This is a genomic window from Helicobacter pylori, assembly GCF_900120335.1.
GTDB lineage: Bacteria > Campylobacterota > Campylobacteria > Campylobacterales > Helicobacteraceae > Helicobacter > Helicobacter pylori_BU.
In genome coordinates this window covers 844,435-870,500 of sequence record NZ_LT635477.1, presented here as the reverse complement: position 1 = coordinate 870,500, position 26,066 = coordinate 844,435, and the positions used below count along the sequence as shown (strand labels likewise).

Sequence of the window (26,066 nt, the reverse complement as noted above, 5' to 3'; positions counted from 1 at the left end):
GCGATAAAGTTTGCAACCTGATGAGAGTAATAATAAAGTTTATGCTGATTTCATTAAAAACATTCCTAAAAATATTATTGAAAATATTCCTAAAAACCTTCCAAAAGATTTGGATGGTTTGCGTTATTATTTGGGGGTTGGGCTGTAGTTTTTTAAACGCTAATAGCGTTCAATTAGAAGAAACGCTGAGACGAAATCCTAAAAATCTTATTTGGCAACACTTTAAAAAGAAGTTTAAAAAGAGCAACACGATCCCTTATGCCCCTAATAGCCGTTGGAAATATTTAGGTGCAAGTATTGGGATTTTGGGCGTGTCTTTGGTGATAGGGATTGTGGGGTTGTATCTCATGCCAGAGAGCGTAACGAATTGGGATAAAGAAAAGTTTGGCGTCAAAAGCTGGTTTGAAAATGTCCGCATGGGGCCAAAACTAGACAATGATAGTTTTATTTTTAATGAAATCTTGCACCCTTATTTTGGGGCTATGTATTACATGCAACCGCGCATGGCTGGGTTTAGCTGGATGGCCTCAGCGTTTTTTTCTTTTATCACTTCCACGCTTTTTTGGGAATATGGCTTGGAAGCGTTTGTGGAAGTGCCTAGCTGGCAGGATTTAGTGATCACGCCTTTATTAGGCTCCATTTTAGGGGAAGGGTTTTACCAGCTCACGCGCTATATCCAACGCAACGAAGGCAAGCTGTTTGGCTCTTTATTTTTAGGGCGTTTAGCTATCGCCCTTATGGATCCTATCGGTTTTATCATTAGGGATTTAGGGCTTGGGGAAGCCTTAGGGATTTATAATAAACATGAAATCCGTTCTAGTTTAAGCCCCAATGGTTTGAATTTGACTTACAAATTTTAAGAGCTTAAAATTTAAGAAAATTATAAAGAGTTTTGATAGAATACCTTTTTTTAAAAGACGCATTTTAAAACTAATTTTAGGAGTATCCTTGAAACGATTAGAAGTTTCTAACCAAGCCAAATTACCCACTCAATTTGGGGAGTTTTGTATCCAGTGTTTTAGAGAAAAGGGTTCTAATGGCTCTAAAGATCATTTAGTCATTTTCACCCCTAATTTTTCTCAAAACCCTTTAGTGCGTTTGCATTCAGAATGCTTAACGGGTGATGCTCTAGGCTCTCAAAAATGCGATTGCGGAGGGGCGTTGCAAATGGCGTTAGAAAGGATTTCTAAAGAAGGGGGGCTAGTGATTTATTTGCGCCAAGAAGGGCGTGGGATAGGGCTATTTAACAAAGTCAATGCCTACGCTTTACAGGATAAAGGCTATGATACCATTCAAGCCAATGAAATGATAGGGTTTAAAGACGATGAAAGGGATTATAGTGTTGCGGGTGAAATTTTAGAATACTACCGTATTAAAAAAATGCGCTTACTCACAAACAACCCTAAAAAAATCGCCGCTTTAGAAAAATACGCTGAGGTAACAAGAGAGAGCTTGATCGTGTGCGCTAATGAGCACAATCAAGGGTATTTGGAAGTCAAAAAGCTCAAAATGGGGCATTTATTATGAAAACCATGAGCGCTTTAAAGAGGTTTTAAAAATATTAAAATCATGCTTTTAAAAGATTAAATATAAGGGTAAATGATGGTGGAAGTGCGATTTTTTGGACCCATAAAAGAAGAAAATTTTTTCGTCAAAGCGAGTGATTTAAAGGAATTAAGAGCGATTTTACAAGAAAAAGAGGGCTTAAAAGAGTGGTTGGGCGTTTGCGCGATAGCCCTTAATGATCACTTAATAGACAATTTAGATGCACCTTTAAAAGATGGCGATGTGATCAGTTTGTTGCCACCGGTTTGTGGGGGCTAGGTGTTAAAAATCATTCAAGGGGCATTGGATACTAGCGAGCTTTTGAAAACCTACCAAGAGGAAGCTCGCATGAAAAACTTTGGAGCGTTTTGTGTGTTTGTGGGGATTGTGAGGGAAGAGGGTAACATTCAAGGCTTGAGTTTTGATATTTATGAAGCGTTGTTAAAGACTTGGTTTGAAAAATGGCGCCATAAGGCTAAAGACTTGGGCGTGGTGTTAAAAATGGCGCACAGCGTGGGCGATGTTTTGATAGGGCAAAGCTCATTTTTATGCGTTTTAATGGGAAAGAATAGAAAAAATGCCTTAGAACTATACGAAAATTTTATTGAAGATTTCAAGCGTAACGCCCCTATTTGGAAATACGATTTGATCAATAATGAACGCATCTATGCCAAAGAAAGAAGCCACCTTTTAAAAGGGAGCGGGCTTTTAGCTTAAAAAGGAGTTAAAGTGCAAACGATTCATATAGGCGTTTTGAGCGCGAGCGATAGGGCGTCAAAAGGGGTTTATGAAGATTTAAGCGGCAAGGCGATACAAGAAGTGTTGAGCGAATATCTGCTCAATCCTTTAGAATTTCATTATGAAATCGTCGCTGATGAAAGGGACTTGATTGAAAAATCGCTCATTAAAATGTGCGATGAATACCAATGCGATCTAGTCGTTACTACAGGAGGCACAGGCCCTGCTTTAAGAGATATAACCCCAGAAGCCACAGAAAAGGTGTGCCAAAAAATGCTTCCTGGTTTTGGAGAGCTTATGCGAATGACTAGCTTAAAATATGTGCCTACAGCGATTCTATCGCGCCAGAGCGCTGGCATTAGGAATAAGAGTTTGATTATTAATCTTCCTGGGAAGCCAAAAAGCATTAGAGAGTGTTTAGAAGCGGTTTTTCCGGCGGTTCCTTATTGCGTGGATTTGATTTTAGGGAATTACATGCAAGTGAATGAAAAAAACATTCAAGCGTTTCGCCCCAAACAATAGGATAAAAAAATGCCACTCACTCATTTGAACGAAGAAAATCAGCCTAAAATGGTGGATATAGGGGATAAAGAAACCACCGAAAGAATCGCTCTCGCAAGCGGTCGTATCAGCATGAATAAAGAGGCTTATGACGCTATTATCAATCATGGCGTTAAAAAGGGTCCGGTGTTACAAACTGCTATTATTGCTGGGATCATGGCGGCTAAAAAGACAAGCGAGCTTATTCCCATGTGCCATCCAATCATGCTCAATGGGGTGGATATTGACATTTTAGAAGAAAAAGAGACTTGCAGTTTTAAACTCTATGCCAGAGTCAAAACTCAAGCTAAAACGGGCGTGGAAATGGAAGCGCTAATGAGTGTGAGCGTAGGGCTTTTAACCATTTATGACATGGTGAAATCCATTGATAAGAGCATGACAATTAGCGGTGTGATGTTAGAGCATAAGAGTGGAGGCAAAAGCGGGGATTATAACGCTAAAAAATAGAAAAAAACTAATAATCTAAAGATGTTAGGGTAAAATAACATTTTGACAACAAAAGCGTGTTGGTTGCTTCGGGTTTGTTGTTATAGAAGTCTGAAATATTACAATCAAGGATAGAACGATGAAAACAAATGGTCATTTTAAGGATTTTGCATGGAAAAAATACCTTTTAGGCGCGAGTGTGGTGGCTTTATTAGTGGGGTGTAGCCCGCATATTATTGAAACCAATGAAGTCGCTTTGAAATTGAATTACCATCCAGCTAGCGAGAAAGTTCAAGCGTTAGATGAAAAGATTTTACTTTTAAAGCCAGCTTTCCAATACAGCGATAATATTGCTAAAGAGTATGAAAATAAATTCAAGAATCAAACCACGCTTAAAGTTGAAGAGATCTTGCAAAATCAGGGCTACAAGGTTATCAATGTGGATAGCAGCGATAAAGACGATTTTTCTTTTGCGCAAAAAAAAGAAGGGTATTTGGCTGTCGCTATGAATGGCGAAATTGTTTTACGCCCCGATCCTAAAAGAACCATACAGAAAAAATCAGAACCCGGGTTATTATTCTCTACCGGTTTGGATAAAATGGAAGGGGTTTTAATCCCCGCCGGTTTTGTCAAGGTTACCATACTAGAGCCTATGAGTGGGGAATCTTTAGATTCCTTTACGATGGATTTGAGTGAGTTAGACATTCAAGAAAAGTTCTTAAAAACCACCCATTCAAGCCATAGCGGAGGGTTAGTTAGCACTATGGTTAAGGGGACGGATAATTCTAATGATGCGATCAAGAGCGCTTTGAATAAGATTTTTGCAAGTATCATGCAAGAAATGGATAAGAAACTCACTCAAAGGAATTTAGAATCTTATCAAAAAGACGCCAAGGAATTGAAAAACAAGAGAAACCGATAAAAACAAATAAGAAAAGAACGCTTGAACAAACTGCTTAAAAAGGGGTTTTTAGCGTTCTTTTTGAGCGTGTATTTAAGGGCTGATGATTTGGTTACTTATACGATCGCCAAAGAAGAAGATCTAGGGTATCAGCGGTTTTTAGCCAAGAAGTGTTTAAGGGGTAAAACCCACCCCCCATGTTTTACTGCGTCTAAAAAGCCCAAAAGAAAACCTTTTAATATAGACAAAAGCTCCCATTATTACGGCACAAGCGTGGTGCAAATGTCATGGCTACAGAGTAGGGAAAAATTTGAAAACCATTCAAAATACCGAGACATTCCTTTTGCTGAAGTCAGTTTGATTTATGGCTACAAACATTTTTTTCCTAAAAAAGAACGCTACGGGTTTCGTTATTACGCTTTTTTGGATTACGCTTATGGGTTTTTTCTTAAAAATAAAGGCGTTTTAGGCGATAGCTTGAGGGAGAGTTCGCAGATCCCTAAAAGCTATAGAGAAAAATTGCAAAGAAAAGAGACTTTTATTAACGCTATTTTTTATGGCGTGGGGGCTGACTTTTTATACAAACGCGCTTTCGGGACGCTGATTTTAGGGGTGAATCTCGTGGGAGAAACCTGGTTTTATGAAACAAAGATTTTTAAAAAGTGGGCTAAAGACTCTCTAAATACTTACCACCCTAACATGTTTCAAGTGATGCTGAATGTGGGGTATCGCTACCGCTTTTCAAGGTACAAGAATTGGGCGATAGAATTTGGCGCGCGCATCCCTTTTTTAACCAATGATTATTTTAAAACCCCTTTATACACCCTTCATTTCAAGCGTAATATTTCTGTCTATCTCACTTCAACTTATGATTTTTAGTTTTTTCAATTTTTGAAAACTAGAATTAAAACCGCTTTTTATCAACCGGAATTAAAACAAATTAAGCTATAATGACTATAAAACTTTAATTTTTTAACCATTAAGGAAAGAAATGAATCTTGAAGTGAAAAAGATTGACACCGCTAACGCCCATTTGAGCGCTAAACCTTCTGTTGAAGATTTAGAAAAGCGTTATGATAAAATCGCTCAAAAAATCGCCCAAAAAGTTAAAATTGATGGCTTTAGAAGAGGTAAAGTCCCCCTTAGTTTAGTGAAAACCCGTTATCAAGCCCAAATTGAACAAGACGCTCAAGAAGAGATGATTCAAGAGGTTTTAAAAAACGCTCTTAAAGAATTAGGGATTGAAACTAAGGATCTCATCGGTAGCCCCAATTTCACTAAATTTGAAAAAAAAGACACGCATTTTGAAATAGAAGCGGACATCGGCTTAAAACCCACGATTGTTTTAGACAAGATCAAAGAGTGTGTGCCTAGCGTGGGAGTGGAAGTTCCAAATGAAGAAAAAATTAATGAGCGTTTGAAACAGCTCGCTAAAGATTACGCGAAATTTGTGGATGCTGACGCTCAAAGAAAAGCACAAAACGACGATAAATTGACGATTGATTTTGAAGGCTTTATAGACAATGCGCCTTTTGAAGGGGGCAAGGCTGAGAATTTCAGTTTGATTTTAGGTAGTAAGCAAATGCTAGAAGATTTTGAAAAGGCTCTTTTAGGCATGCAAACGAGCGAAGAAAAAGAATTCCCTTTGACTTTCCCTAGCGGATACCACGCAGAGCATTTAGCCGGCAAAGAAGCCCTTTTTAAAGTGAAATTGCGCCAGATTCAAGCGCGTGAAGCGTTAGAAATCAATGACGAACTCGCTAAAATCGTCTTAGCCAATGAAGAGAATGCGACTTTAGAGCTTTTAAAAGAAAGGGTTAAAGGGCAGTTGTTTTTAGAAAATAAAGCCAGACTCTATAATGAAGAGCTGAAAGAAAAATTGATTGAAAATTTAGACGAAAAAATCTTTTTTGATTTGCCTAAAACGATCATAGAGCAAGAAATGGATTTGTTATTTAGGAACGCTCTTTATTCCATGCAAGCTGAGGAAGTCAAATCCTTACAAGAAAGTCAAGAAAAAGCCAAAGAAAAGCGTGAAAGTTTTAGGAATGATGCGACAAAAAGCGTGAAAATCACTTTCGTCATTGACGCTCTAGCGAAGGAAGAAAAGATTGGCGTGCATGATAATGAAGTCTTTCAAACCTTGTATTATGAAGCGATGATGACAGGGCAAAACCCAGAAAATCTCATTGAACAATACCGCAAAAATAACATGTTGGCGGCGGTGAAAATGGCGATGATTGAAGATCGGGTGCTGACTTATTTGTTGGATAAAAACCTGCCTAAAGAACAGCAAGAAATTTTGGAAAAAATGAGGCCTAACGCTCAAAAAACTCAAGTGGGTTAAACGATTAAAAGGGAAAAATGATGGGATACATTCCTTATGTAATAGAAAATACAGAGCGTGGCGAACGCAGTTATGATATTTACTCACGCCTTTTAAAGGATCGTATTGTTTTATTGAGCGGTGAAATCAATGACAGCGTGGCGTCTTCTATCGTGGCCCAACTCTTGTTTTTGGAAGCCGAAGACCCTGAAAAAGACATTGGCTTGTATATCAATTCTCCTGGTGGGGTGATAACGAGCGGTCTTAGCATTTATGACACGATGAATTTTATCCGCCCTGATGTCTCCACGATTTGCATCGGTCAAGCGGCTTCTATGGGGGCGTTTTTACTAAGCTGTGGGGCTAAGGGCAAACGCTTTTCACTGCCCCATTCAAGGATTATGATCCACCAGCCTTTAGGGGGGGCTCAAGGGCAAGCGAGCGATATTGAAATCATTTCTAACGAGATCCTTAGGCTTAAGGGTTTGATGAATTCTATTCTGGCTCAAAACTCAGGGCAGAGTTTGGAGCAAATCGCTAAAGACACGGATAGGGATTTTTACATGAGCGCTAAAGAAGCTAAAGAGTATGGCTTGATTGATAAAGTGTTACAGAAAAATGTGAAGTGATTGCATGGCGTTATTAGAGATTATCCATTACCCTTCTAAAATCTTAAGAACGATTTCTAAAGAGGTCGTTTCTTTTGATTCAAAACTCCACCAGCAATTAGACGATATGCATGAAACCATGATCGCTAGTGAGGGGATAGGCTTAGCCGCTATTCAAGTGGGCTTACCCTTAAGAATGCTCATCATCAATCTCCCGCAAGAAGACGGCGTGCAACACAAAGAGGATTGCCTAGAAATCATTAACCCTAAATGGATAGAAACGGGGGGTTCAATAATGTATAGAGAAGGGTGCTTGTCTGTGCCGGGGTTTTATGAAGAGGTGGAGCGTTTTGAAAAGGTTAAGATAGAGTATCAAAACCGCTTCGCTGAAGTGAAAATCTTAGAAGCGAGCGAACTTTTAGCGGTAGCCATTCAGCATGAGATAGATCACCTCAACGGCGTGTTATTCGTGGATAAATTATCCATTTTGAAGCGTAAGAAATTTGAAAAAGAACTCAAAGAGTTGCAAAAAAAACAAAAACACAAGTAACAACCATGATCAACACGATATTTTGCGCGACCATGCAAAGGGGGGTGGCAGAAATCGTGGCTGTGGAGGCGACTTTCACAAGGGCTTTGCCGGCGTTTGTGATTTCAGGCCTGGCTAATAACTCTATCCAAGAAGCCAAACAGCGGGTCCAATCGGCTTTACAGAATAACGATTTCACTTTCCCGCCTTTAAAAATCACCATCAACCTTTCCCCCTCAGATTTGCCTAAATCCGGGAGCCATTTTGATTTGCCTATCGCTCTTTTAATCGCTTTGCAAAAACAAGAATTGGCTTTTAAAGAGTGGTTTGCTTTTGGGGAGTTAGGGCTTGATGGCAAGATCAAACCCAATTCTAACATTTTCCCCATGCTTTTAGACATTGCCATTAAACGCCCCCATGCCAAAATCATTGCGCCTAAGGCGAATGAGGAACTTTTTTCGCTTATCCCTAATTTGCAATGCTTTTTTGTGGAGCATTTTAAAGAAGCGTTAGAAATCTTGCAAAACCCTGAAATCAAAGCAGACACCCACACGAAAAAACTACCCTTTAAAACGATAGAATTGAACGATAAAGAGTATTATTTTTCAGACGCCTATGCCTTAGATTTTAAAGAAGTTAAGGGGCAAGCTGTTGCTAAAGAAGCCGCTTTGATCGCTAGCGCGGGGTTTCATAACTTGATTTTAGAGGGAAGTCCAGGGTGTGGGAAAAGCATGATTATTAATCGCATGCGTTATATTTTACCCCCCTTAAGCTTGAATGAAATCCTAGAAGCGACAAAATTACGCATTTTAAGCGAGCAAGACAGCGCCTATTACCCTTTAAGGAGTTTTAGAAACCCCCACCAGAGCGCTTCAAAATCCAGCATTTTAGGCTCAAGCTCTTTAAGAGAGCCAAAACCCGGCGAAATCGCGCTAGCGCATAACGGCATGCTTTTTTTTGATGAATTGCCCCATTTTAAAAAGGATATTTTGGAAGCTTTAAGAGAGCCTTTAGAAAACAATAAATTGGTGATCTCACGAGTGCACAGTAAGATTGAATACGACACCTCTTTTTTATTCGTGGGGGCTCAAAACCCTTGTCTGTGCGGGAATTTACTCAGCGCTACTAAAGCATGCCGTTGCCAAGACAGAGAGATCACGCAGTATAAAAACCGCTTGAGCGAGCCTTTTTTGGACAGGATTGATTTGTTCGTGCAAATGGAAGAGGGGAATTATAAAGACACGCCATCGCATTCTTGGACTTCAAAAGAGATGCATGAATTAGTATTGTTAGCTTTCAAACAGCAAAAGTTAAGGAAACAGAGCGTTTTTAATGGTAAGCTTAATGAAGAGCAGATAGAACGATTTTGCTCTTTAAATTTTGAAGCGCAAAAGTTGTTAGAGCAGGCGGTTGAAAGGTTTAATCTGTCCATGCGTTCTGTCAATAAGGTCAAAAAAGTCGCTAGGACGATTGCGGATTTAAACGCTTGCGAGAATATAGAAAAATCTCACATGCTTAAAGCGCTGAGTTTTAGAAAGATTTCTTAAAAGGATTTTTATAAGGGAGAGAAAATGCAAGAATACCACATTCACAATTTGGATTGCCCTGATTGCGCGGCTAAATTAGAAAGGGATTTAAACAAACTGGACTATGTGAAAAAGGCTCAAATCAATTTCAGCACCAGTAAGCTGTTTTTGGATACGAGCGATTTTGAAAAGGTTAAGGCTTTCATCAAGCAAAACGAACCGCATTTGAGCCTGTCTTTTAAAGAGGCCGCAGAAAAGCCCTTGAGTTTTACCCCACTCATTAGCACGATCGCTGTCTTTTTAGGCGCGATTTTAATCTTACACCTTGAACCTAGCCCTTTGATTGAAAAAGCGGTGTTTTTCGTATTGGCTTTAGTGTATCTCATAAGCGGTAAAGATGTGATTTTAGGGGCGTTTCGTGGGCTTAGGAAAGGGCAGTTTTTTGATGAAAACGCTTTGATGCTCATTGCGACTATTGCGGCTTTTTGCGTGGGGGCTTATGAAGAGAGTGTCTCTATCATGGTGTTTTATTCAGCGGGCGAATTTTTGCAAAAACTCGCTATCGCTCGCTCTAAAAAATCCCTTAAGGCTTTGGTGGATGTCGCCCCTAATCTGGCTTATTTGAAAAAGGGCGATACGTTAGTGAGCGTCGCGCCTGAAGATTTAAGAATTAATGACATTGTGGTGGTGAAAGTCGGCGAAAAAGTGCCTGTTGATGGCGTGGTGATCAAGGGTGAAAGTTTGCTAGATGAAAGGGCGTTGAGTGGGGAGTCCATGCCTGTTAATGTCAGCGAACGCTCTAAAGTTTTAGGGGGGAGCTTGAATTTAAAGGCGGTCCTTGAAATCCAAGTAGAGAAACTTTATAAAGATTCTTCTATCGCTAAAGTGGTGGATTTAGTCCAACAAGCCACGAATGAAAAGAGCGAAACGGAGAAATTTATCACTAAATTTTCACGCTACTACACCCCAAGCGTTTTATTCATCGCTTTAATGATCGCCATATTACCGCCCTTGTTTTCTATGGGGAGCTTTGATGAGTGGATTTATAGGGGGCTTGTGGCTTTAATGGTGAGCTGTCCTTGCGCGTTAGTGATTTCTGTGCCTTTAGGGTATTTTGGGGGCGTGGGAGCGGCGAGCCGAAAGGGCATTTTAATGAAAGGCGTGCATGTTTTAGAGGTGCTTACCCAAGCTAAAAGTATCGCCTTTGATAAAACCGGCACTTTGACTAAAGGCGTTTTTAAAGTGGTGGATATTGTGCCGCAAAACGGGCATTCTAAAGAAGAAGTTTTGCATTACGCTTCTTGTTCGCAGCTTTTATCCACGCACCCGATCGCTTTATCCATTCAAAAAGCATGCGAAGAAATGTTAAAGGACGATAAGCACCAGCATGACATTAAAAATTACGAAGAATTGAGCGGGATGGGGGTTAAAGCGCAATGCCATACGGATCTAATCATCGCAGGGAATGAAAAAATGCTCGATCAATTCCATATCGCGCACAGCCCTTCCCCAGAAAACGGCACGATCGTGCATGTGGCTTTTAATCAAACTTATATCGGCTATATCGTCATTAGCGATGAGATTAAAGACGACGCCATAGAGTGCTTAAGGGATTTAAAAGCGCAAGGGATAGAAAATTTTTGCATTTTGAGCGGGGACAGAAAAAGCGCGACTGAAAGCATCGCTCAAACTCTAGGCTGTGAATATCATGCGAGCTTATTGCCTGAAGAAAAAACGAGCGTGTTTAAAACCTTTAAAGAACGCTATAGAGCCCCGGCGATTTTTGTAGGCGATGGCATCAATGACGCTCCGACTCTAGCGAGCGCTGATGTGGGGATTGGCATGGGGAAAGGCTCAGAATTGAGCAAGCAAAGCGCGGACATTGTGATCACTAATGACTCCTTAAGCTCTTTAGTCAAAGTCCTAGCGATCGCTAAAAAAACGAAAAGCATTATTTGGCAAAATATCTTGTTTGCTTTAGGGATTAAGGCGGTTTTTATCGTGCTAGGGCTTATGGGGGTAGCGAGCTTGTGGGAGGCGGTCTTTGGCGATGTGGGGGTTACGCTTTTAGCCTTAGCCAATTCCATGCGCGCGATGAGGGCTTAAGAAACAGCCTTGATCTTATTATTAAAGAGCTAGAAATTTAAAGGAAACCAAATGAATAAAATAGAGCGATTGCTCCACACTTTAGCGCCTAAGGGGGTGGAGTTTAGGAAGTTGGGGGAGGTGCTAGAATATGATCAACCCAATAAATATTGCGTAACGAGTAAAGAATTTGATAAAAGTTATCCTACTCCCGTTTTAACCGCAGGAAAAACCTTTATTTTAGGTTATACAAACGAAAAAGACAATATTTATCAAGCGAATAAAAACGCTCCGGTTATCATCTTTGACGATTTCACAACAGCGACCCAATGGGTTGATTTCCCTTTTAAAGTAAAATCAAGCGCTATGAAAATCTTACTCCCAAAAAATCCTACAATTAACATCAGATTTATCTTTTTTTATATGCAAACTATTCCCTATAATATCAGTGGGGAACATACAAGGCAGTGGATTTCTCGCTATTCACAATTAGAAGTCCCCATCCCACCCCTAGAGATCCAACAAGAGATCGTTAAGATTTTGGACGCTTTCACAGAATTAAACACAGAATTAAACACAGAATTAAACGCACGCAAAAAGCAATACCAGTATTACCAAAACATGCTTTTAGACTTCAATGACATTAATCAAAATCGCAAAGACATTGCAGAAAAATTAGCGCAAAAACCCTACCCCAAACGCTTGAAAACCTTACTCCAAACTCTAGCGCCTAAGGGGGTGGAGTTTAGGAAATTGGGGGATATTGGGGAATTTACTAGAGGTAATGGGCTTTTGAAAAGTGATTTAAAAGATAAGGGGAGACCTGTTGTTCATTATGGACAAATACACACTCAATATAATCTTTCAATTGATAAGACAATTTCGTATGTTAATGATGCTTTATTTCATAAACTAAAAAAAGCAAAACCAAACGATATTCTCATCGTTACAACTTCAGAAAATGTAAAAGATGTAGGAAAAAGTATCGCATGGCTAGGAAATGAAGAGGTTGCCTTTTCGGGTGAGATGTATAGCTATTCTACAAATGAAAACCCTAAATTTATTATTTATTACTTTCAAACTTGGTTTTTTCAAAAAGAAAAGGAAAAGAAAATAACAGGGACTAAAGTTATGCGTATCCATGAAAATGATTTAAAAAAAATAACCATCCCCATCCCACCCCTAGAAATCCAACAAGAGATCGTTAAGATTTTGGATCAATTTTCAATTTTAACCACCGATTTATTAGCCGGTATCCCCGCTGAAATCAAAGCCCGAAAAAAGCAATACGAATATTACCGAGAAAAACTACTGACTTTTAAACCCCTAACCCCCAATAAAGAAGTAAAAAAAGGCTAAGGGCGTTTTTTACAAAAATTTGGGCTATAATCTTTCTTGACAAGAAAAAGGGGGGGTTGTAATATGCACGATTTTTGATTGAGAGAAAGAATCAATGAAAATAACGCTTATGACAAGTTGCACCAAAATCAAAACAAGTTGTGCTAACTATCATTTATTAAAAAGGAGTTCAATATGCCAAATATTATTACAGATTACTCGCAATACAATGAAAAGCAACTGCACAATTTCTTAAACTCCATTGAAAAACAATTGCTTAAGGCAGAAGGGGATAAAAATAAGGCGATAAAAAAAATCCAAGAATGTGAATTACAAGAACAAATGATCAGACAGGTTTTAGCCCAAAAACATTCTCAAGAAAAAGAACCCACACCAAGTTTGTTAAATACGATCGCCTCAAAAGATGATCCAGAATATGATGTTTCTTTTGGAGACTTCAATGATTTTTTACAAATAGCGAAACAAGAAATGCTAAGAAAATACAACCCAAAAAAGCGAGCAATGGATGAGCATTTAGGCGATGATATTATTAAACTTTCAATTTAATTTTGTTTAAAATATATTATGTGTATAATCATAAGAAATTCACTCAAAGGTAGTGCCATGCTTATAAACGCTGTCATAGAAAAAGATGAGAATGGGTATTTTGCTTTTGTCCCCTTTCTAAAAGGCTGTGTATCACAAGGGAAAAGTTATGAAGAAGCCCTAAGAAACATTAAAGAAGCCATAGAGCTTTATTTGGGAGATTTAGAAGCCGATGAGTTAGCTTTTCTTTCTAAGAAAAATTCTGTAATAGCACCCATTGAGATAGCTTTTGCCTGAATTGCCACGACTCACAGCTAAAGAAGCAGAGAAGCTATTATTGCAGAATGGATTTGTTTTCTCTAGGCAAAAAGGCAGCCATAGAATTTATGTGAAAGATAAAATCAGGCAGGTTTTGCCTTTTCATTCTGGCGAAATCTTGCACCCTAAAATAGTGAAAGAAATCATGGAAAATATCCTTAAATGAAATCTAAAGAAGTCTTAAAGATCTTAAAAATATCCCGTGTTACTCTTTGGAAGTATGTTAAAAGTGGGAAGATACGAGTTAAACAAGAACCCAATGGTTACTATATATACAACGATTCTGATGTCTATTCTTTAGCAGGAATTGAAGATGGTAGGCTGAATGTAGTTTATGCTAGGGTAAGCACTCAAAAGCAGAAACAAGACTTGCAAAATCAAATAGAAAACTGTATCTCTTTTATAAATGCTAAAGGAATATCTGTAGATAGTATCTATTCTGATATTAAAAGCGGCATGTCTTTGGACAGAAAGGGTTTTATGGATCTTCTTAATGCGGTAATGGCGTTTAAAATTAAGGCGGTTTATATTTCCTATAAAGACCGATTAGCTAGATTGAGCTATGAGTTAGTAGAAAAGCTATTTAGCGATTATGGCACTAAAATCGTTATTATCAATCAGTGTGAATCAATCAGTTTAGAGCAAGAACTGTTTGAGGACATCATGCAAACAATCCATTCTTTTTCTATGAAGATGTATTCTAAGCGCCGCATTGCTAAAAAGTTGCTTTTAGAGAGTAAGGTTAATCCAGCCTTGCTAAAATCTCTTAATGGGGAAACAGATGACCTTGACTGAACGCCATATTATTAGACCCACGCACCCCATTTTTAAACGCATTAAGGACTTTTGCCATCTGTCTAAAAACCTTTACAACTACGCTAATTTTATTTTAAGAGAGCATTACTTTGCAGGTTTTAAGTTGCCTACAGCCTACGATTTAATCAATCGCTTTGTCAAAGAAAGCCAAAGAGATTACAAAGCTTTGCCTGCCCAAAGCGCGCAACAGGTATTAATGCTTTTATCTCAAAATTGGAAAAGCTATTTAAAAGCCCTTAAAGCTTACAAACTCAAGCCTTCTAGCTTTCTAGCGCGTCCAAAAATCCCTAAATTCAAACCAAAAGATGGCGTATCTATAGGGGTTTTAACAAACCAGCAAACTAGCTTTACGAAAGGACGCATGACAAAAATTAAATTCCCAAAAAAAGCTAATTTAAAAAGACTTATCACTAAAATAAACCCTCAAACTTCTAGGCTAAAGCAAGTGCGCTTAATCCCTAAAACCACTTGTTTTATCGTGGAAGTTGTCTATGAGCAAACCACGCACAAACTCCCACAAACTCATGGCATTGGCATTATGGGTATTGATCTAGGCTTGAACAACTTCGTAACTGCAATAGATAATCAAAGTAGTCCTTTTATTATCAAAGGCGGAGGGGTGAAGTCTGTCAATCAGTGGTTTAACAAACTCAAAGCCCATTATCAAGCCAAAGCCAAGACTTCAAATAAGCGCTTTTGGACAAAACGCTTAGGCAAATTAGCTCTATGGAGGGAGTGTAAAGTCAATGATTTTATGCACAAGGCGAGCGCCTATGTGGTGGGGCATTGCTTAAAAAAGGGCATTTCTACAATTGTCATCGGTAAAAATGATGGCTGGAAACAAGAGCTAAAGCTAGGTAAGAGAACCAATCAGAACTTTACTAATATCCCTTATGAATCCTTTATTGAAAAACTAGCCTACAAGTGTGCTTTGGTTGGGATAACTTTGCATACAACAGAAGAGAGATTTACGAGCAAGTGCGACCACTTGGCTAACGAACCCATGCAGCACCACGAGCAATATTTAGGTAAAAGAGTTAAACGAGGGCTATTTAAATCTAGCATAGGCAAATCCCTAAACGCCGATATTAACGGTGCAATTGGCATTTTAAGAAAAGTATTCCCTGATGCAGTGAAAACTCTAAGGGATAGCGGAGTAGTGTTTACTCCAGTAAAAATCTCGTTGGCGTTTTAAACACGATGGGAAAATTTACAAAAAATAACTTTTTAAATACTTTTAATAAGATTAAAGAGTTTTTTAGACATTGACTTCTTAATTCTAATGACTAATAGGATTATGCGTGGCGAGATTAAGTTAAGAAAAGTCAGCCAAATGTATTATGACTATAAAAGGGTAATCAAGGATATACTAGAGAATAAAGACAGCATGAATTATATCAACAAATTCATTAACGCTTTATCCAATGGCGATGAAAAAAGACAATACAATGCTTATGAGCGTTTATTTGTTAAGCTAATGAATTTAACACCCATGAGAACCAATGAGATTATTAAACTCAAATGTAGTGATTTTGTAGTTAAAGGCGATTATTGTTTAGTGGCGGATAAATATTTGTTATTCATTCCTTTATTTCTTGAAGTTAAATCTATCTCTAAAGACGAATGTTTATTAATGGATAGAATAATCAAGTATCAGTTTAACAGCGTCCGCATACCAAAAGTCCAACATGCGTCCTGTATTAATTGGAGAATGTCTAAAAAACTCTTTAATCTTATTAAAAGTATTTAAAAAGTTATTTTTTGTAAATTTTCCCATCGTGTTTAAAACGCCAACGAGATTTTTACTGGAGTAAACACTACTCCGCTATCCCTTAGAGTTTTCACTGCATCAGGGAATACTTTTCTTAAAATGCCAATTGCACCGTTAATATCGGCGTTTAGGGATTTGCCTATGCTAGATTTAAATAGCCCTCGTTTAACTCTTTTACCTAAATATTGCTCGTGGTGCTGCATGGGTTCGTTAGCCAAGTGGTCGCACTTGCTCGTAAATCTCTCTTCTGTTGTATGCAAAGTTATCCCAACCAAAGCACACTTGTAGGCTAGTTTTTCAATAAAGGATTCATAAGGGATATTAGTAAAGTTCTGATTGGTTCTCTTACCTAGCTTTAGCTCTTGTTTCCAGCCATCATTTTTACCGATGACAATTGTAGAAATGCCCTTTTTTAAGCAATGCCCCACCACATAGGCGCTCGCCTTGTGCATAAAATCATTGACTTTACACTCCCTCCATAGAGCTAATTTGCCTAAGCGTTTTGTCCAAAAGCGCTTATTTGAAGTCTTGGCTTTGGCTTGATAATGGGCTTTGAGTTTGTTAAACCACTGATTGACAGACTTCACCCCTCCGCCTTTGATAATAAAAGGACTACTTTGATTATCTATTGCAGTTACGAAGTTGTTCAAGCCTAGATCAATACCCATAATGCCAATGCCATGAGTTTGTGGGAGTTTGTGCGTGGTTTGCTCATAGACAACTTCCACGATAAAACAAGTGGTTTTAGGGATTAAGCGCACTTGCTTTAGCCTAGAAGTTTGAGGGTTTATTTTAGTGATAAGTCTTTTTAAATTAGCTTTTTTTGGGAATTTAATTTTTGTCATGCGTCCTTTCGTAAAGCTAGTTTGCTGGTTTGTTAAAACCCCTATAGATACGCCATCTTTTGGTTTGAATTTAGGGATTTTTGGACGCGCTAGAAAGCTAGAAGGCTTGAGTTTGTAAGCTTTAAGGGCTTTTAAATAGCTTTTCCAATTTTGAGATAAAAGCATTAATACCTGTTGCGCGCTTTGGGCAGGCAAAGCTTTGTAATCTCTTTGGCTTTCTTTGACAAAGCGATTGATTAAATCGTAGGCTGTAGGCAACTTAAAACCTGCAAAGTAATGCTCTCTTAAAATAAAATTAGCGTAGTTGTAAAGGTTTTTAGACAGATGGCAAAAGTCCTTAATGCGTTTAAAAATGGGGTGCGTGGGTCTAATAATATGGCGTTCAGTCAAGGTCATCTGTTTCCCCATTAAGAGATTTTAGCAAGGCTGGATTAACCTTACTCTCTAAAAGCAACTTTTTAGCAATGCGGCGCTTAGAATACATCTTCATAGAAAAAGAATGGATTGTTTGCATGATGTCCTCAAACAGTTCTTGCTCTAAACTGATTGATTCACACTGATTGATAATAACGATTTTAGTGCCATAATCGCTAAATAGCTTTTCTACTAACTCATAGCTCAATCTAGCTAATCGGTCTTTATAGGAAATATAAACCGCCTTAATTTTAAACGCCATTACCGCATTAAGAAGATCCATAAAACCCTTTCTGTCCAAAGACATGCCGCTTTTAATATCAGAATAGATACTATCTACAGATATTCCTTTAGCATTTATAAAAGAGATACAGTTTTCTATTTGATTTTGCAAGTCTTGTTTCTGCTTTTGAGTGCTTACCCTAGCATAAACTACATTCAGCCTACCATCTTCAATTCCTGCTAAAGAATAGACATCAGAATCGTTGTATATATAGTAACCATTGGGTTCTTGTTTAACTCGTATCTTCCCACTTTTAACATACTTCCAAAGAGTAACACGGGATATTTTTAAGATCTTTAAGACTTCTTTAGATTTCATTTAAGGATATTTTCCATGATTTCTTTCACTATTTTAGGGTGCAAGATTTCGCCAGAATGAAAAGGCAAAACCTGCCTGATTTTATCTTTCACATAAATTCTATGGCTGCCTTTTTGCCTAGAGAAAACAAATCCATTCTGCAATAATAGCTTCTCTGCTTCTTTAGCTGTGAGTCGTGGCAATTCAGGCAAAAGCTATCTCAATGGGTGCTATTACAGAATTTTTCTTAGAAAGAAAAGCTAACTCATCGGCTTCTAAATCTCCCAAATAAAGCTCTATGGCTTCTTTAATGTTTCTTAGGGCTTCTTCATAACTTTTCCCTTGTGATACACAGCCTTTTAGAAAGGGGACAAAAGCAAAATACCCATTCTCATCTTTTTCTATGACAGCGTTTATAAGCATGGCACTACCTTTGAGTGAATTTCTTATGATTATACACATAATATATTTTAAACAAAATTAAATTGAAAGTTTAATAATATTATTTTGTCAATTTAGGTTTAAGTGAGCTAGGCGAAGCTTTAACATGGACACAATCGGGTTATAAAATAAAAAAGCAACTAGGATTGCCATTATAACACATTATTTAGCATTGGCTTATTTGATTTATTTCATTGTTTTTACTTTACTTTTATGTAAGATTATAGTATCGTAAAGCAAAAAAGCCCATTTTTAAAAAGTTTTAGTATCACAGAGCCAAAAACACCCATAGCACAATAAAATAAGAAAGTTTAAAAATTCTAACGCTTTTTAAAAACAAGCCCTAAAATAGACGCTAAAGCGGTTTTTAATGGCTGTTTTATCGCCGGGCATTTTAACAAACCCTTAAAGGGTTGTTATTGAAGAGGGTTTAAAGCTTCCACACTATCTCGGTAAAAATGTGGCTCCTATCTTGATCGGTGGCGGGCTGGCTGTCTAATTTTGGCCCGTTCCACCCCATTTTATAGCCTTGATGCATCAACACATTATAATATTCAAATTTAATGTCGGCTGAGAAATTTTTAGTGAATTTATAGCCCAAGTTGAGCGATAGGACTTGTTCGTTAGCTCTAGGCCCATAAGTCAAACGCCCTAATAAACCCCAAAGGAGTTTCCTATGCACGCCACCGCCAAAGGCAAACACGGTAAAAGCGTTCGCGTCCATCATGTAAGACAAAGAGTTAAGGGTGTTGGCATAAACGGTGTTCGTCCAAAAGTCAAAGCCCAAGCGGTTACCATGGTAGCCTATCATCCAGTTAGCGTTCCCAAAGGATTTGTAAATCCCAAAACCAAAATTGTATTCATTCCATTCAAATTTTTGTTTGATCATCAAGCTGTGCGCGTTTTTACCGGCTGGCATGCCAAACTGGTAGGTGTCCCAAAATCTTTTAGCGTAAAAAGGATTAAGCACGGTAACATCTGTTTGAGAACGGAACCCTAATCCGGTGAAAGTGGGGTTACTATCATAGGTGATCGTGAAGTTGGGGTCGTATTCGTTAAAGGGTGAAAAATAGACAAAAGGCTGAATGCTGAAACCCTTGTAATTCCAAATGATATAAAAGGCATGCACCCCTGGGTTTATGGTTTGCCCGTTTTTAAGGGTGTAGGTTTTAGGCGAATAGAAATTATAAAGCCACTCGTTATAGGCAAAGCCACGACCAAACGAGCTAAACCACCAGAATTTGAAATTCCCTAAATTTAAGGTCATGTCCAAGCCTTGGTTGTAACCACTCATATAGTCCGCCGGGGATTCGTATCTTCCGCCCCTAATTTGAAAAATATCCTTGTAGTTGTAGCGCAAGTAAGCGTTATAAATCACATAGTTTCTCGTGTGATCGGCATAAGTTTTTGCGCAAGTGGAAGCCGCTAAAGCTTCTTGATTGGACAACTGCGTCATTTCAGCTTGAGTCATCTTATCGTATTGGCCTTGGGTCAAATTCCCTGTGGCTAACCCGCAAGTCGCCCATGGTTTTTGCCCTACAAGACCGCCCCAATAGCCCACGTAGTTCCATGTCATAGCCCCATAGGGTTTTCCTGTAACTTCGTTAATAAAATCCTTAGTGCTATCATAAATCACAGCACCCCCCCAACCCCCAAGACTCCCGTCTAAATGGTGCCCGTTAGCCGTAGCGCTTTTGGGCAAGAGCTCCGTAAAATCCACCTGCATGTAAGCCATAATCGTCATAAAGGTTTCTGTAGGGTAAATCCCTTTATTAGTGTTGATAGGTTTGTTATTGAAACCGACTTTAGAGAAACTTTCAGCACCCGCTTTGATTTTAGCGATTTTACCCAAATCAAAAGCTTCACTTTGAGAAGAGAGTAAAAAAAGAAGCGTTGCGATATTTTTAGCAGATGCAACTTTGTAGTTCATGTTTAACCTTTAGTATAAACCAAAAATTCTAATAGAGTAAGCCAACACCGTTCAAAGAAAATTTTTTCTTGCAGATCTTAAACATCTAATCAGTCTGTTCATCTTTCGTCCTTTTTTCTACGAAGTCCGACTTACAAAGTTAATTCTTAACTAAGTCGTGCGTTAATACTAGCATAATATTATTGTTTTTTTTAATTTTGAGAATAAAATTTTTCTTTGTTAGTCAAATATGGACAATCAAAGCCTTATTTCATCTCAATATTATTTAATTTTTTAATTTATTCATTCCTTAACACGCTTAAAGCGTCAATAGTAGAAGCTTTTTTAGACGGGTAATAAGAAGAAAGGGCTACGATAATCACAGAGCCTATGAGAGTGAGCGTAAAATCCATTAAAGACAAATCTAAAGGCAAAGTGTTGATGCCATAAACATCCGCTGGGAGCGAGATGATAGGGAACACGCTTAAAAGATACATGCTTATAAACGCTAAAACTACCCCAAGAATCACACCGCCCAAACCAATGATATTACCCAAATAAAAAAAGGTTTTTTGGATTTCTTTTTGGCTGCTCCCCATGCTAAAGAGTAGGGCGATTTCTTTACGCCTGTTCATCACCACCATTAAAAGCGAGCTGATGATATTCAAAGACGCCATTAAAATAATGAGCATTAGCACAATGAATAACGCTCTTTTTTCCAATTCCATCGCCGAGAAAAAATTCCCGTTTTGTTGCCACCACCCTTCAATGCCTATGCCATGGTGGTTGATTGTTTTTAAAGCGTTGCGTAAATTTTCAATATCCTTCATGGGCGTTTTAGAATAGACATGCACCCCATCATAAAGCCCTAAGGGTAACCTCCTGATCGCGCTTATAGCTTGAAGGCTAGCATACATGTAGCTCATGTCATAGGATTTTAGCCCTGAATCAAAATCGCCTTTGATAGTAAAGCGTTTCATGATAGGGGAGAGGGTTAGGCCTGTTGGCTCTAATTCGGTGAAAAACAAATCGGCTTTTTGATTGAGATCTAAATTCAAGCTGTATCTCAAGCTTTTCCCCACGATCAAATTAAAAGGGTTTTTAAAAAGATCGTTTGTATTGGTGTTTTTTAAGGCGTCGTTTAAAACCTCATTGATGCGCCTTTCTTTAGAAAAATCAACCCCAAACACCACGCCGCCATTCATGGAATGCGCGCTTTTAATCAGGCTTTGGGTTTGCAAATAGGGGCTAAAAAGCAAATTGGGGAACTTTTTTTCTAAAGCTTGAACCACTTCTTCGCTGATCCCATAAGGGCTTGTGGTATAGAGCGTTAGGGGGTAGTTCATCACAAAAAGCTTTTTTTCAAATTCCTTACTCATGCCGTTCATGATCGCCATAGCCACAATTAAAACCATCACGCCAACCGCCACGCCAAAGAAGGCTAACAAAGCGGTGATACTAATGAAAGGCTGGCTTTTATCAAAACGCAAATAACGCTTGATGAGGAAAAAGATTAAGGATCTATTTGGCAAATAAGCCCTTTTTAGGCCCGCTTTTAGCGCAACAATCTTTGTATTTTTTCCCGCTCCCGCAAGGGCAAGGCTCGTTTCTTTTAGGGGTTTTAGAAAAAGCTTTCACGGCCACATTCAAATCTTCATCTAAAGCTTCTTCATGGCGGTAAGTTACGCTCTCATGCTCTCTTTCTTCGCTAAAGTTATCCAAATAACGCTCGGCATCGCTAGAATCTTGCTCATTTTCAAACTGGATCTTAGAAAAGGTTTTGATCGCTTCTATTTTAATGTCTTCAATGAGTTCTAAGAAAAGGTTATAACTCTCTTTTTTGTATTCTACAAGGGGGTCTTTTTGGTTATAACCTCTCAAATTGATACCGGTTTTGAGATTATCCATGGTATAAAGGTGCTCTCGCCATGCGTTGTCTAAAATCTGCAAATACACGATGCGTTCGATCCGGCTTCTTTGTTCGCTATCCAAAGCTTTCATTTTGTTTTCATAATCGCTTTTGAGTTTTTCAGCCACAAACTTTTCAATAGGGGAGGCTTTTTCTAAATCTTCTAATTCAACATGAGCGTTAAAATCTTCTTTTAAGATGTTTTTAAGCCCTAAAAGTTCCTCTTTAGACAGGTTTTGATGGTCAAAGGCTTTGAGTTTAGAAAAGATTTGATTGAGCGCGTATTCTCTGTTTTCAGCGATTTTAGCGCTAATATCGTAATTGATGTCTAATAATTCATCTCTAAATTTATACACGCTTTTTCGTTGCTCATTAGCGACATCATCGTATTCTAACAAATGCTTACGGCTTTCAAAATGCAAGTTCTCCACTTTTTTTTGCGCGTTTTCCACCGCTCTTGTAACGAGCTTGGATTCAATGTGTTCGCCGTCTTTAAGCCCTAATTTTTCCATCACCCCCTTAATCCTATCGCTCCCAAAAATGCGCAACAGATTGTCTTCTAAACTCAAATAAAATTGGCTTGTTCCCGGATCGCCTTGGCGCCCGCTTCGCCCCCTTAATTGGTTGTCAATCCTGCGGCTCTCATGCCTTTCAGTGCCAATGATATACAGCCCTCCAAGCTCTTTAATTTCATCAGTGAGTTTAATATCAACGCCTCTGCCTGCCATGTTAGTCGCAATCGTAACTGCTCCTTTAAGCCCGGCGTCTTTGATGATTTCAGCTTCTTTGGTGTGCTGCTTGGCGTTTAAAACGGTGTGAGGGATGCGTTCTTTTTTGAGTAAAGCGTGCAAGGTTTCACTCTTTTCAATACTAGCCGTGCCAACTAAAACGGGCTGACCCTTATCGTGCAATTCTTTGATCTTAAGGATCACAGCGTCAAATTTTTCTTTTTCACTCTTATAAATCAAATCGTTCAAATCTTTTCGCTTGATCGCTAGATTAGTAGGGATAGACACCACTTCTAAATTATAGATTTCTAAAAATTCTGTGGCTTCGGTTTGAGCCGTGCCTGTCATGCCTGAAAGTTTAGAAAACATCCTGAAATAATTTTGGAAAGTAATATCGGCTAAGGTTTGGCTCTCTTCTTTAATGCTCACGCCCTCTTTAGCCTCTAAAGCCTGGTGCAGGCCCTCACTAAAACGCCTCCCCTCAGACAAACGGCCGGTAAATTCATCTACAATCACCACTTCATTATTGGCTACAATATAATCTTTATCAATAAAAAAGAGGTAATTCGCTTTCAAGGCTTGGTCTAAATGGTGCGATAAGGCGGCGTTTTCAATCTTGTATAAATTATCCACACCAAAGAGGTTTTCGGCTTTTTTAATCCCCTCTTCAGTGATTAAAATCGCGCGGTTTTTTTCATCTATGGTGAAATCTGTTTCCACTTGCATGCTTTTAGCGACTTCATCAGCCTTGTTGTAATTTTCCATGCGCCTATCCACAGGCCCTGAAATGATTAAAGGGGTTCTCGCTTCATCAATTAAAATGGAATCCACCTCATCAACAATAGCGAACGCATGCGATTTTTGCACCTTATGCTCTAAAGAATATTTCATGTTATCCCTTAGGTAATCAAAGCCAAATTCATTATTAGTGCCATAAACAATGTCTTTAGAATAAATTTCTAAGCGCTCATCATCATCTCGCACGCTCGCAGTGATCGTGCCTACGCTATAACCTAAGAATTGATACAACGGCTCCATTTCTTTAGAGTCCCTATGGGCTAGGTAATCATTGACCGTTACCACATACACGCTCTCGCCCTTTAAAGCGTTCAAAGCCACCGCTAAAGTAGCGACTAAAGTCTTACCCTCTCCAGTTTTCATTTCAGCGATCTTGCCATCGTTTAAGACCATGCCCCCAATGAGTTGCACATCAAAATGGCGCATCTTTAAGATCCTTTTGCTCGCTTCTCTAGTGATAGCAAAGCTTTCTGGTAAAACTTCTAAAAGGGTTTTTTCTTGCAAATCTTTTTCTACGGATCGCACACGATTTTTTAATTCTTCAAAAGCGTTTTGCAGCTCAACATCGCTCATTTTTTCATAAGTAGGCTCTAAGGCGTTGATGGCTAGGACTTTTTTTTTGTATTGTTTGATCCAGCGATCGTTTCTAGTGCCAATGATTTTTCCAATGATTGCTTTTATCATGGTAGTAGTAACCTTTTAAGAGTGCTTCAATCCCATTTATTTGATTAAAGCGTCAGTTTTTAATCCCATTTTAGCATGGATAAAATAAAAGTCTTGTAAAATAAAGGGTTTTATTAAAGATGAGAGATTATTTTAAGGTTTGATTAATGAAAGCTTTTTTAAAGATTGTAATGGTTTTGGTTTTTATGGGTGTCGCTCATGCTAAAAATCCTTCAACCCTTTCTAAAGAAGAAGAGATTTTACAAAATTTGCAAAGTTTTAGCGCGCATTTCAAGCAAGTGTTAAAAAATGAAAAACCCTTAGTTTATTATGGGATTTTAAAGGCTAAAGCCCCTAATTGGGCTTTATGGGTTTATGAAAAACCCTTAAAAAAAGAAATTTACATGAACGATAAGGAAGTGGTGGTTTATGAGCCTAATTTATTCCAAGCGACCATCACGCCCTTAAAAGACAAGACGGATTTTTTCACCATTCTCAAGCGGTTAAAAAAGCAAACTGACGGCTCTTTTCAAACGACTATCAACAAGACCACTTATCGTTTGGTTTTTAAAGACGGCAAGCCTTTTTCGTTGGAATTTAAAGATGAAATGAATAATCTTGTTACGATCACTTTTTCTCAAGCAGAAATTAACCCCACCATTGCTAATGAAATCTTTGTTTTTAAGCCTAAAGATGAAAATATTGATATTGTGCGCCAGTGATTTTTAATGATTCATTGCGTTTTGTTAGCAAAAGTTGGCTAAAATAGACAAGCTTTTAAAATTATGGGGCTGACTTGGATTTCGACAGATTTCTTGTCGCGCAGATAGCATGCCAAGCGCTGCTTGTAAAACAGCAACAAAAATAACTGTAAACAACACAGATTACGCTCCAGCTTACGCTAAAGCTGCGTGAGTTAATCTCCTTTTGGAGCTGGACTGATTAGAATTTCTAGCGTTTTAACCACTCCATAACCTTAAGCTAGACGCTTTTAAAAGGTGGTTCGCCTTTTAAACTAAGAAACAAGAACTCTTGAAACTATCTCAAGGTTTTAGAAAATTGGACCAGAGCTAGTTTTAAGGCTAAAAAACTAACCAATTTTCTAAGCATTGTAGAAGTTTGTGTTTAGGACAAGATTTTTGGACTGGGGTTCGATTCCCCACAGCTCCACCATATTAAAAAGTATCATTTTTATAGCGTATTTAAGGAAGGTAAATGCAGAAGTTTTTCTCTCGTTTTAGAAGGTGGGCGTTGCCCTTTTATTTTGTGAGCGCTTTAGCAGCGATTGATATTAATGAAGTGACAGAAGCTCAAGCTAACAGCGTGAAATTAAGCGATCAGTTAGTGAGCCTGAGCGATAAGCTTTTAGAAAAAGCGGTGGATAGGGGGCGCAATACCGATCACTTAAAAGATCTTAACGATTTGCATGAAAAAATCAAACATTTGCGCTTGATCTTAGAGCCTAAGCCTAAGGATAAAGAAAATAATCCTAACTTAAAAGATCATCAAGGCTCTGAAACGATTAAAATCGGCGAAACGATTAAAAAGGCTTTAGGCGATCCGGTATTCCCCCAAGACGCGCTAGACGCCGCTTTGCAAATTGACAAACAGCTGGATTCTTTCAAGCAAGACAATTTGATTGATGTTAAGCCCTTAAAAGATGTTTTAGCCCAACTAGAAGCCGAATTGAGAAAAGCCATTAATTTCCAAAAACAATGGCTCAATTCTACCAAACCTAATTGATA

The 26,066-nt window shown here is 38.4% G+C and carries 28 protein-coding genes, 1 other RNA gene and 1 pseudogene; 23 read left to right on the top strand and 7 right to left on the bottom strand.

Annotated features, from left to right (window positions below):
* Positions 1 to 113 precede the first annotated feature (113 nt).
* From CS889_RS04250 to CS889_RS08240, 20 genes and pseudogenes are all read left to right on the top strand, one after another.
* Positions 114 to 860: a DUF3943 domain-containing protein gene (locus tag CS889_RS04250; RefSeq protein WP_000227165.1), complete on the top strand. Its 747-nt coding sequence runs from the start codon at positions 114 to 116 to the stop codon at positions 858 to 860.
* Positions 861 to 948: 88 nt separating this feature from the next.
* Positions 949 to 1,527, top strand: coding sequence for a GTP cyclohydrolase II (gene ribA / locus CS889_RS04245; RefSeq protein ID WP_000825030.1), 579 nt, complete (start codon positions 949 to 951; stop codon positions 1,525 to 1,527).
* Between the two features lie 75 nt (positions 1,528 to 1,602).
* Positions 1,603 to 1,824, top strand: coding sequence for a MoaD/ThiS family protein (locus tag CS889_RS04240; RefSeq protein WP_041051518.1), 222 nt, complete (start codon positions 1,603 to 1,605; stop codon positions 1,822 to 1,824).
* Entirely contained in the window at positions 1,825 to 2,262 is a 438-nt protein-coding gene (locus CS889_RS04235; protein WP_089086932.1) for a molybdopterin synthase catalytic subunit, read from the top strand. It begins immediately after the preceding gene.
* 12 nt (positions 2,263 to 2,274) lie between these two features.
* Positions 2,275 to 2,805, top strand: a complete 531-nt coding sequence (mog, locus tag CS889_RS04230; RefSeq protein WP_001193337.1) for a molybdopterin adenylyltransferase — start codon at positions 2,275 to 2,277, stop codon at positions 2,803 to 2,805.
* Positions 2,806 to 2,814: 9 nt separating this feature from the next.
* The gene (gene moaC / locus CS889_RS04225; protein WP_089086931.1) at positions 2,815 to 3,291 is read left to right on the top strand and encodes a cyclic pyranopterin monophosphate synthase MoaC; all 477 of its coding nucleotides are present in this window, start codon (positions 2,815 to 2,817) and stop codon (positions 3,289 to 3,291) included.
* 118 nt (positions 3,292 to 3,409) lie between these two features.
* Complete coding sequence (hpaA, locus tag CS889_RS04220) at positions 3,410 to 4,192, top strand: flagellar sheath lipoprotein HpaA (protein ID WP_000855942.1); 783 nt, start codon at positions 3,410 to 3,412, stop codon at positions 4,190 to 4,192.
* A 21-nt stretch (positions 4,193 to 4,213) separates the two neighbouring features.
* Positions 4,214 to 5,050, top strand: a complete 837-nt coding sequence (locus CS889_RS04215) for an outer membrane protein (RefSeq protein ID WP_089086930.1) — start codon at positions 4,214 to 4,216, stop codon at positions 5,048 to 5,050.
* A gap of 112 nt (positions 5,051 to 5,162) precedes the next feature.
* Positions 5,163 to 6,518 carry a trigger factor gene (gene tig / locus CS889_RS04210; RefSeq protein ID WP_099167471.1) on the top strand — a complete coding sequence of 452 codons (1,356 nt, stop codon included), beginning with the start codon at positions 5,163 to 5,165 and terminating at the stop codon, positions 6,516 to 6,518.
* A gap of 20 nt (positions 6,519 to 6,538) precedes the next feature.
* On the top strand, positions 6,539 to 7,126 hold the full coding sequence (gene clpP / locus CS889_RS04205) for an ATP-dependent Clp endopeptidase proteolytic subunit ClpP (RefSeq protein WP_000540576.1): 588 nt from the start codon (positions 6,539 to 6,541) through the stop codon (positions 7,124 to 7,126).
* A 4-nt stretch (positions 7,127 to 7,130) separates the two neighbouring features.
* Entirely contained in the window at positions 7,131 to 7,655 is a 525-nt protein-coding gene (gene def, locus CS889_RS04200; RefSeq protein ID WP_001185851.1) for a peptide deformylase, read from the top strand.
* 5 nt (positions 7,656 to 7,660) lie between these two features.
* The gene (locus tag CS889_RS04195; RefSeq protein ID WP_099167469.1) at positions 7,661 to 9,181 is read left to right on the top strand and encodes a YifB family Mg chelatase-like AAA ATPase; all 1,521 of its coding nucleotides are present in this window, start codon (positions 7,661 to 7,663) and stop codon (positions 9,179 to 9,181) included.
* A 24-nt stretch (positions 9,182 to 9,205) separates the two neighbouring features.
* On the top strand, positions 9,206 to 11,266 hold the full coding sequence (locus CS889_RS04190; protein ID WP_089086929.1) for a heavy metal translocating P-type ATPase: 2,061 nt from the start codon (positions 9,206 to 9,208) through the stop codon (positions 11,264 to 11,266).
* A gap of 51 nt (positions 11,267 to 11,317) precedes the next feature.
* Complete coding sequence (locus CS889_RS04185) at positions 11,318 to 12,604, top strand: restriction endonuclease subunit S (RefSeq protein ID WP_089086928.1); 1,287 nt, start codon at positions 11,318 to 11,320, stop codon at positions 12,602 to 12,604.
* 174 nt (positions 12,605 to 12,778) lie between these two features.
* Positions 12,779 to 13,081, top strand: a pseudogene (locus CS889_RS04180) (hypothetical protein); the annotation flags it as partial.
* A gap of 126 nt (positions 13,082 to 13,207) precedes the next feature.
* Positions 13,208 to 13,426 (top strand): type II toxin-antitoxin system HicB family antitoxin, encoded by a 219-nt coding sequence (locus tag CS889_RS04175; protein WP_000906664.1) that lies wholly within the window; start codon positions 13,208 to 13,210, stop codon positions 13,424 to 13,426.
* Positions 13,419 to 13,613, top strand: a complete 195-nt coding sequence (locus CS889_RS04170; RefSeq protein WP_001114660.1) for a type II toxin-antitoxin system HicA family toxin — start codon at positions 13,419 to 13,421, stop codon at positions 13,611 to 13,613. The genes CS889_RS04175 and CS889_RS04170 overlap by 8 nt, the downstream gene beginning before the upstream one ends.
* Entirely contained in the window at positions 13,610 to 14,242 is a 633-nt protein-coding gene (locus tag CS889_RS04165) for an IS607 family transposase (RefSeq protein WP_089086659.1), read from the top strand. The genes CS889_RS04170 and CS889_RS04165 overlap by 4 nt, the downstream gene beginning before the upstream one ends.
* Entirely contained in the window at positions 14,229 to 15,458 is a 1,230-nt protein-coding gene (locus CS889_RS04160; RefSeq protein WP_024117745.1) for an RNA-guided endonuclease InsQ/TnpB family protein, read from the top strand. Before CS889_RS04165 ends, CS889_RS04160 begins: the two co-directional genes overlap by 14 nt.
* Positions 15,459 to 15,560: 102 nt before the next feature.
* Positions 15,561 to 16,013 carry a hypothetical protein gene (locus tag CS889_RS08240; RefSeq protein WP_157694394.1) on the top strand — a complete coding sequence of 151 codons (453 nt, stop codon included), beginning with the start codon at positions 15,561 to 15,563 and terminating at the stop codon, positions 16,011 to 16,013.
* A gap of 32 nt (positions 16,014 to 16,045) precedes the next feature.
* Here the strand turns inward: CS889_RS08240 and CS889_RS04155 are convergent, their stop codons facing one another.
* The 7 genes from CS889_RS04155 to secA all read right to left on the bottom strand — a co-directional run bounded on the left by CS889_RS04155 (position 16,046) and on the right by secA (position 24,342).
* Positions 16,046 to 17,275 carry an RNA-guided endonuclease InsQ/TnpB family protein gene (locus CS889_RS04155; protein WP_024117745.1) on the bottom strand — a complete coding sequence of 410 codons (1,230 nt, stop codon included), beginning with the start codon at positions 17,273 to 17,275 and terminating at the stop codon, positions 16,046 to 16,048.
* Positions 17,262 to 17,894 carry an IS607 family transposase gene (locus CS889_RS04150; protein WP_089086659.1) on the bottom strand — a complete coding sequence of 211 codons (633 nt, stop codon included), beginning with the start codon at positions 17,892 to 17,894 and terminating at the stop codon, positions 17,262 to 17,264. Before CS889_RS04150 ends, CS889_RS04155 begins: the two co-directional genes overlap by 14 nt.
* The gene (locus CS889_RS04145; RefSeq protein ID WP_001114660.1) at positions 17,891 to 18,085 is read right to left on the bottom strand and encodes a type II toxin-antitoxin system HicA family toxin; all 195 of its coding nucleotides are present in this window, start codon (positions 18,083 to 18,085) and stop codon (positions 17,891 to 17,893) included. The genes CS889_RS04150 and CS889_RS04145 overlap by 4 nt, the downstream gene beginning before the upstream one ends.
* Positions 18,078 to 18,296: a type II toxin-antitoxin system HicB family antitoxin gene (locus CS889_RS04140; protein WP_000906664.1), complete on the bottom strand. Its 219-nt coding sequence runs from the start codon at positions 18,294 to 18,296 to the stop codon at positions 18,078 to 18,080. The genes CS889_RS04145 and CS889_RS04140 overlap by 8 nt, the downstream gene beginning before the upstream one ends.
* Before the next feature lie 448 nt (positions 18,297 to 18,744).
* Complete coding sequence (hofF, locus tag CS889_RS04135) at positions 18,745 to 20,244, bottom strand: outer membrane beta-barrel protein HofF (protein ID WP_089086926.1); 1,500 nt, start codon at positions 20,242 to 20,244, stop codon at positions 18,745 to 18,747.
* Positions 20,245 to 20,522: 278 nt separating this feature from the next.
* On the bottom strand, positions 20,523 to 21,755 hold the full coding sequence (locus CS889_RS04130; protein ID WP_001133751.1) for an ABC transporter permease: 1,233 nt from the start codon (positions 21,753 to 21,755) through the stop codon (positions 20,523 to 20,525).
* A complete protein-coding gene (secA, locus tag CS889_RS04125; protein ID WP_089086925.1) occupies positions 21,745 to 24,342 on the bottom strand; it encodes a preprotein translocase subunit SecA in 2,598 nt (865 codons plus the stop codon). Before secA ends, CS889_RS04130 begins: the two co-directional genes overlap by 11 nt.
* 146 nt (positions 24,343 to 24,488) lie before the next feature.
* Between secA and lolA the strand changes: the two genes are divergently transcribed.
* From lolA to CS889_RS04110, 3 genes are all read left to right on the top strand, one after another.
* Entirely contained in the window at positions 24,489 to 25,043 is a 555-nt protein-coding gene (lolA, locus tag CS889_RS04120; protein ID WP_089086924.1) for a LolA-like outer membrane lipoprotein chaperone, read from the top strand.
* Between the two features lie 65 nt (positions 25,044 to 25,108).
* Positions 25,109 to 25,494, top strand: a transfer-messenger RNA (tmRNA) gene (gene ssrA / locus CS889_RS04115).
* Positions 25,495 to 25,536: 42 nt separating this feature from the next.
* Positions 25,537 to 26,064: a hypothetical protein gene (locus CS889_RS04110; RefSeq protein ID WP_089086923.1), complete on the top strand. Its 528-nt coding sequence runs from the start codon at positions 25,537 to 25,539 to the stop codon at positions 26,062 to 26,064.
* Positions 26,065 to 26,066 lie beyond the last annotated feature (2 nt).

Bases quoted from the DNA above. Each gene is read 5' to 3' on its own strand.
- CS889_RS04195 (WP_099167469.1), top strand. From the start codon at position 7,661: ATGATCAACACGATATTTTGCGCGACCATGCAAAGGGGGGTGGCAGAA.
- CS889_RS04185 (WP_089086928.1), top strand. From the start codon at position 11,318: ATGAATAAAATAGAGCGATTGCTCCACACTTTAGCGCCTAAGGGGGTG.
- CS889_RS04160 (WP_024117745.1), top strand. From the start codon at position 14,229: ATGACCTTGACTGAACGCCATATTATTAGACCCACGCACCCCATTTTT.
- def (WP_001185851.1), top strand. From the start codon at position 7,131: ATGGCGTTATTAGAGATTATCCATTACCCTTCTAAAATCTTAAGAACG.
- CS889_RS04150 (WP_089086659.1), bottom strand. From the start codon at position 17,894: ATGAAATCTAAAGAAGTCTTAAAGATCTTAAAAATATCCCGTGTTACT.
- moaC (WP_089086931.1), top strand. From the start codon at position 2,815: ATGCCACTCACTCATTTGAACGAAGAAAATCAGCCTAAAATGGTGGAT.
- hofF (WP_089086926.1), bottom strand. From the start codon at position 20,244: ATGAACTACAAAGTTGCATCTGCTAAAAATATCGCAACGCTTCTTTTT.
- CS889_RS04175 (WP_000906664.1), top strand. From the start codon at position 13,208: ATGCTTATAAACGCTGTCATAGAAAAAGATGAGAATGGGTATTTTGCT.
- CS889_RS04250 (WP_000227165.1), top strand. From the start codon at position 114: ATGGTTTGCGTTATTATTTGGGGGTTGGGCTGTAGTTTTTTAAACGCT.
- hpaA (WP_000855942.1), top strand. From the start codon at position 3,410: ATGAAAACAAATGGTCATTTTAAGGATTTTGCATGGAAAAAATACCTT.
- CS889_RS04190 (WP_089086929.1), top strand. From the start codon at position 9,206: ATGCAAGAATACCACATTCACAATTTGGATTGCCCTGATTGCGCGGCT.
- CS889_RS04165 (WP_089086659.1), top strand. From the start codon at position 13,610: ATGAAATCTAAAGAAGTCTTAAAGATCTTAAAAATATCCCGTGTTACT.
- CS889_RS04240 (WP_041051518.1), top strand. From the start codon at position 1,603: ATGGTGGAAGTGCGATTTTTTGGACCCATAAAAGAAGAAAATTTTTTC.
- lolA (WP_089086924.1), top strand. From the start codon at position 24,489: ATGAAAGCTTTTTTAAAGATTGTAATGGTTTTGGTTTTTATGGGTGTC.
- secA (WP_089086925.1), bottom strand. From the start codon at position 24,342: ATGATAAAAGCAATCATTGGAAAAATCATTGGCACTAGAAACGATCGC.
- CS889_RS04155 (WP_024117745.1), bottom strand. From the start codon at position 17,275: ATGACCTTGACTGAACGCCATATTATTAGACCCACGCACCCCATTTTT.
- clpP (WP_000540576.1), top strand. From the start codon at position 6,539: ATGGGATACATTCCTTATGTAATAGAAAATACAGAGCGTGGCGAACGC.
- tig (WP_099167471.1), top strand. From the start codon at position 5,163: ATGAATCTTGAAGTGAAAAAGATTGACACCGCTAACGCCCATTTGAGC.
- CS889_RS04140 (WP_000906664.1), bottom strand. From the start codon at position 18,296: ATGCTTATAAACGCTGTCATAGAAAAAGATGAGAATGGGTATTTTGCT.
- CS889_RS08240 (WP_157694394.1), top strand. From the start codon at position 15,561: ATGCGTGGCGAGATTAAGTTAAGAAAAGTCAGCCAAATGTATTATGAC.
- CS889_RS04110 (WP_089086923.1), top strand. From the start codon at position 25,537: ATGCAGAAGTTTTTCTCTCGTTTTAGAAGGTGGGCGTTGCCCTTTTAT.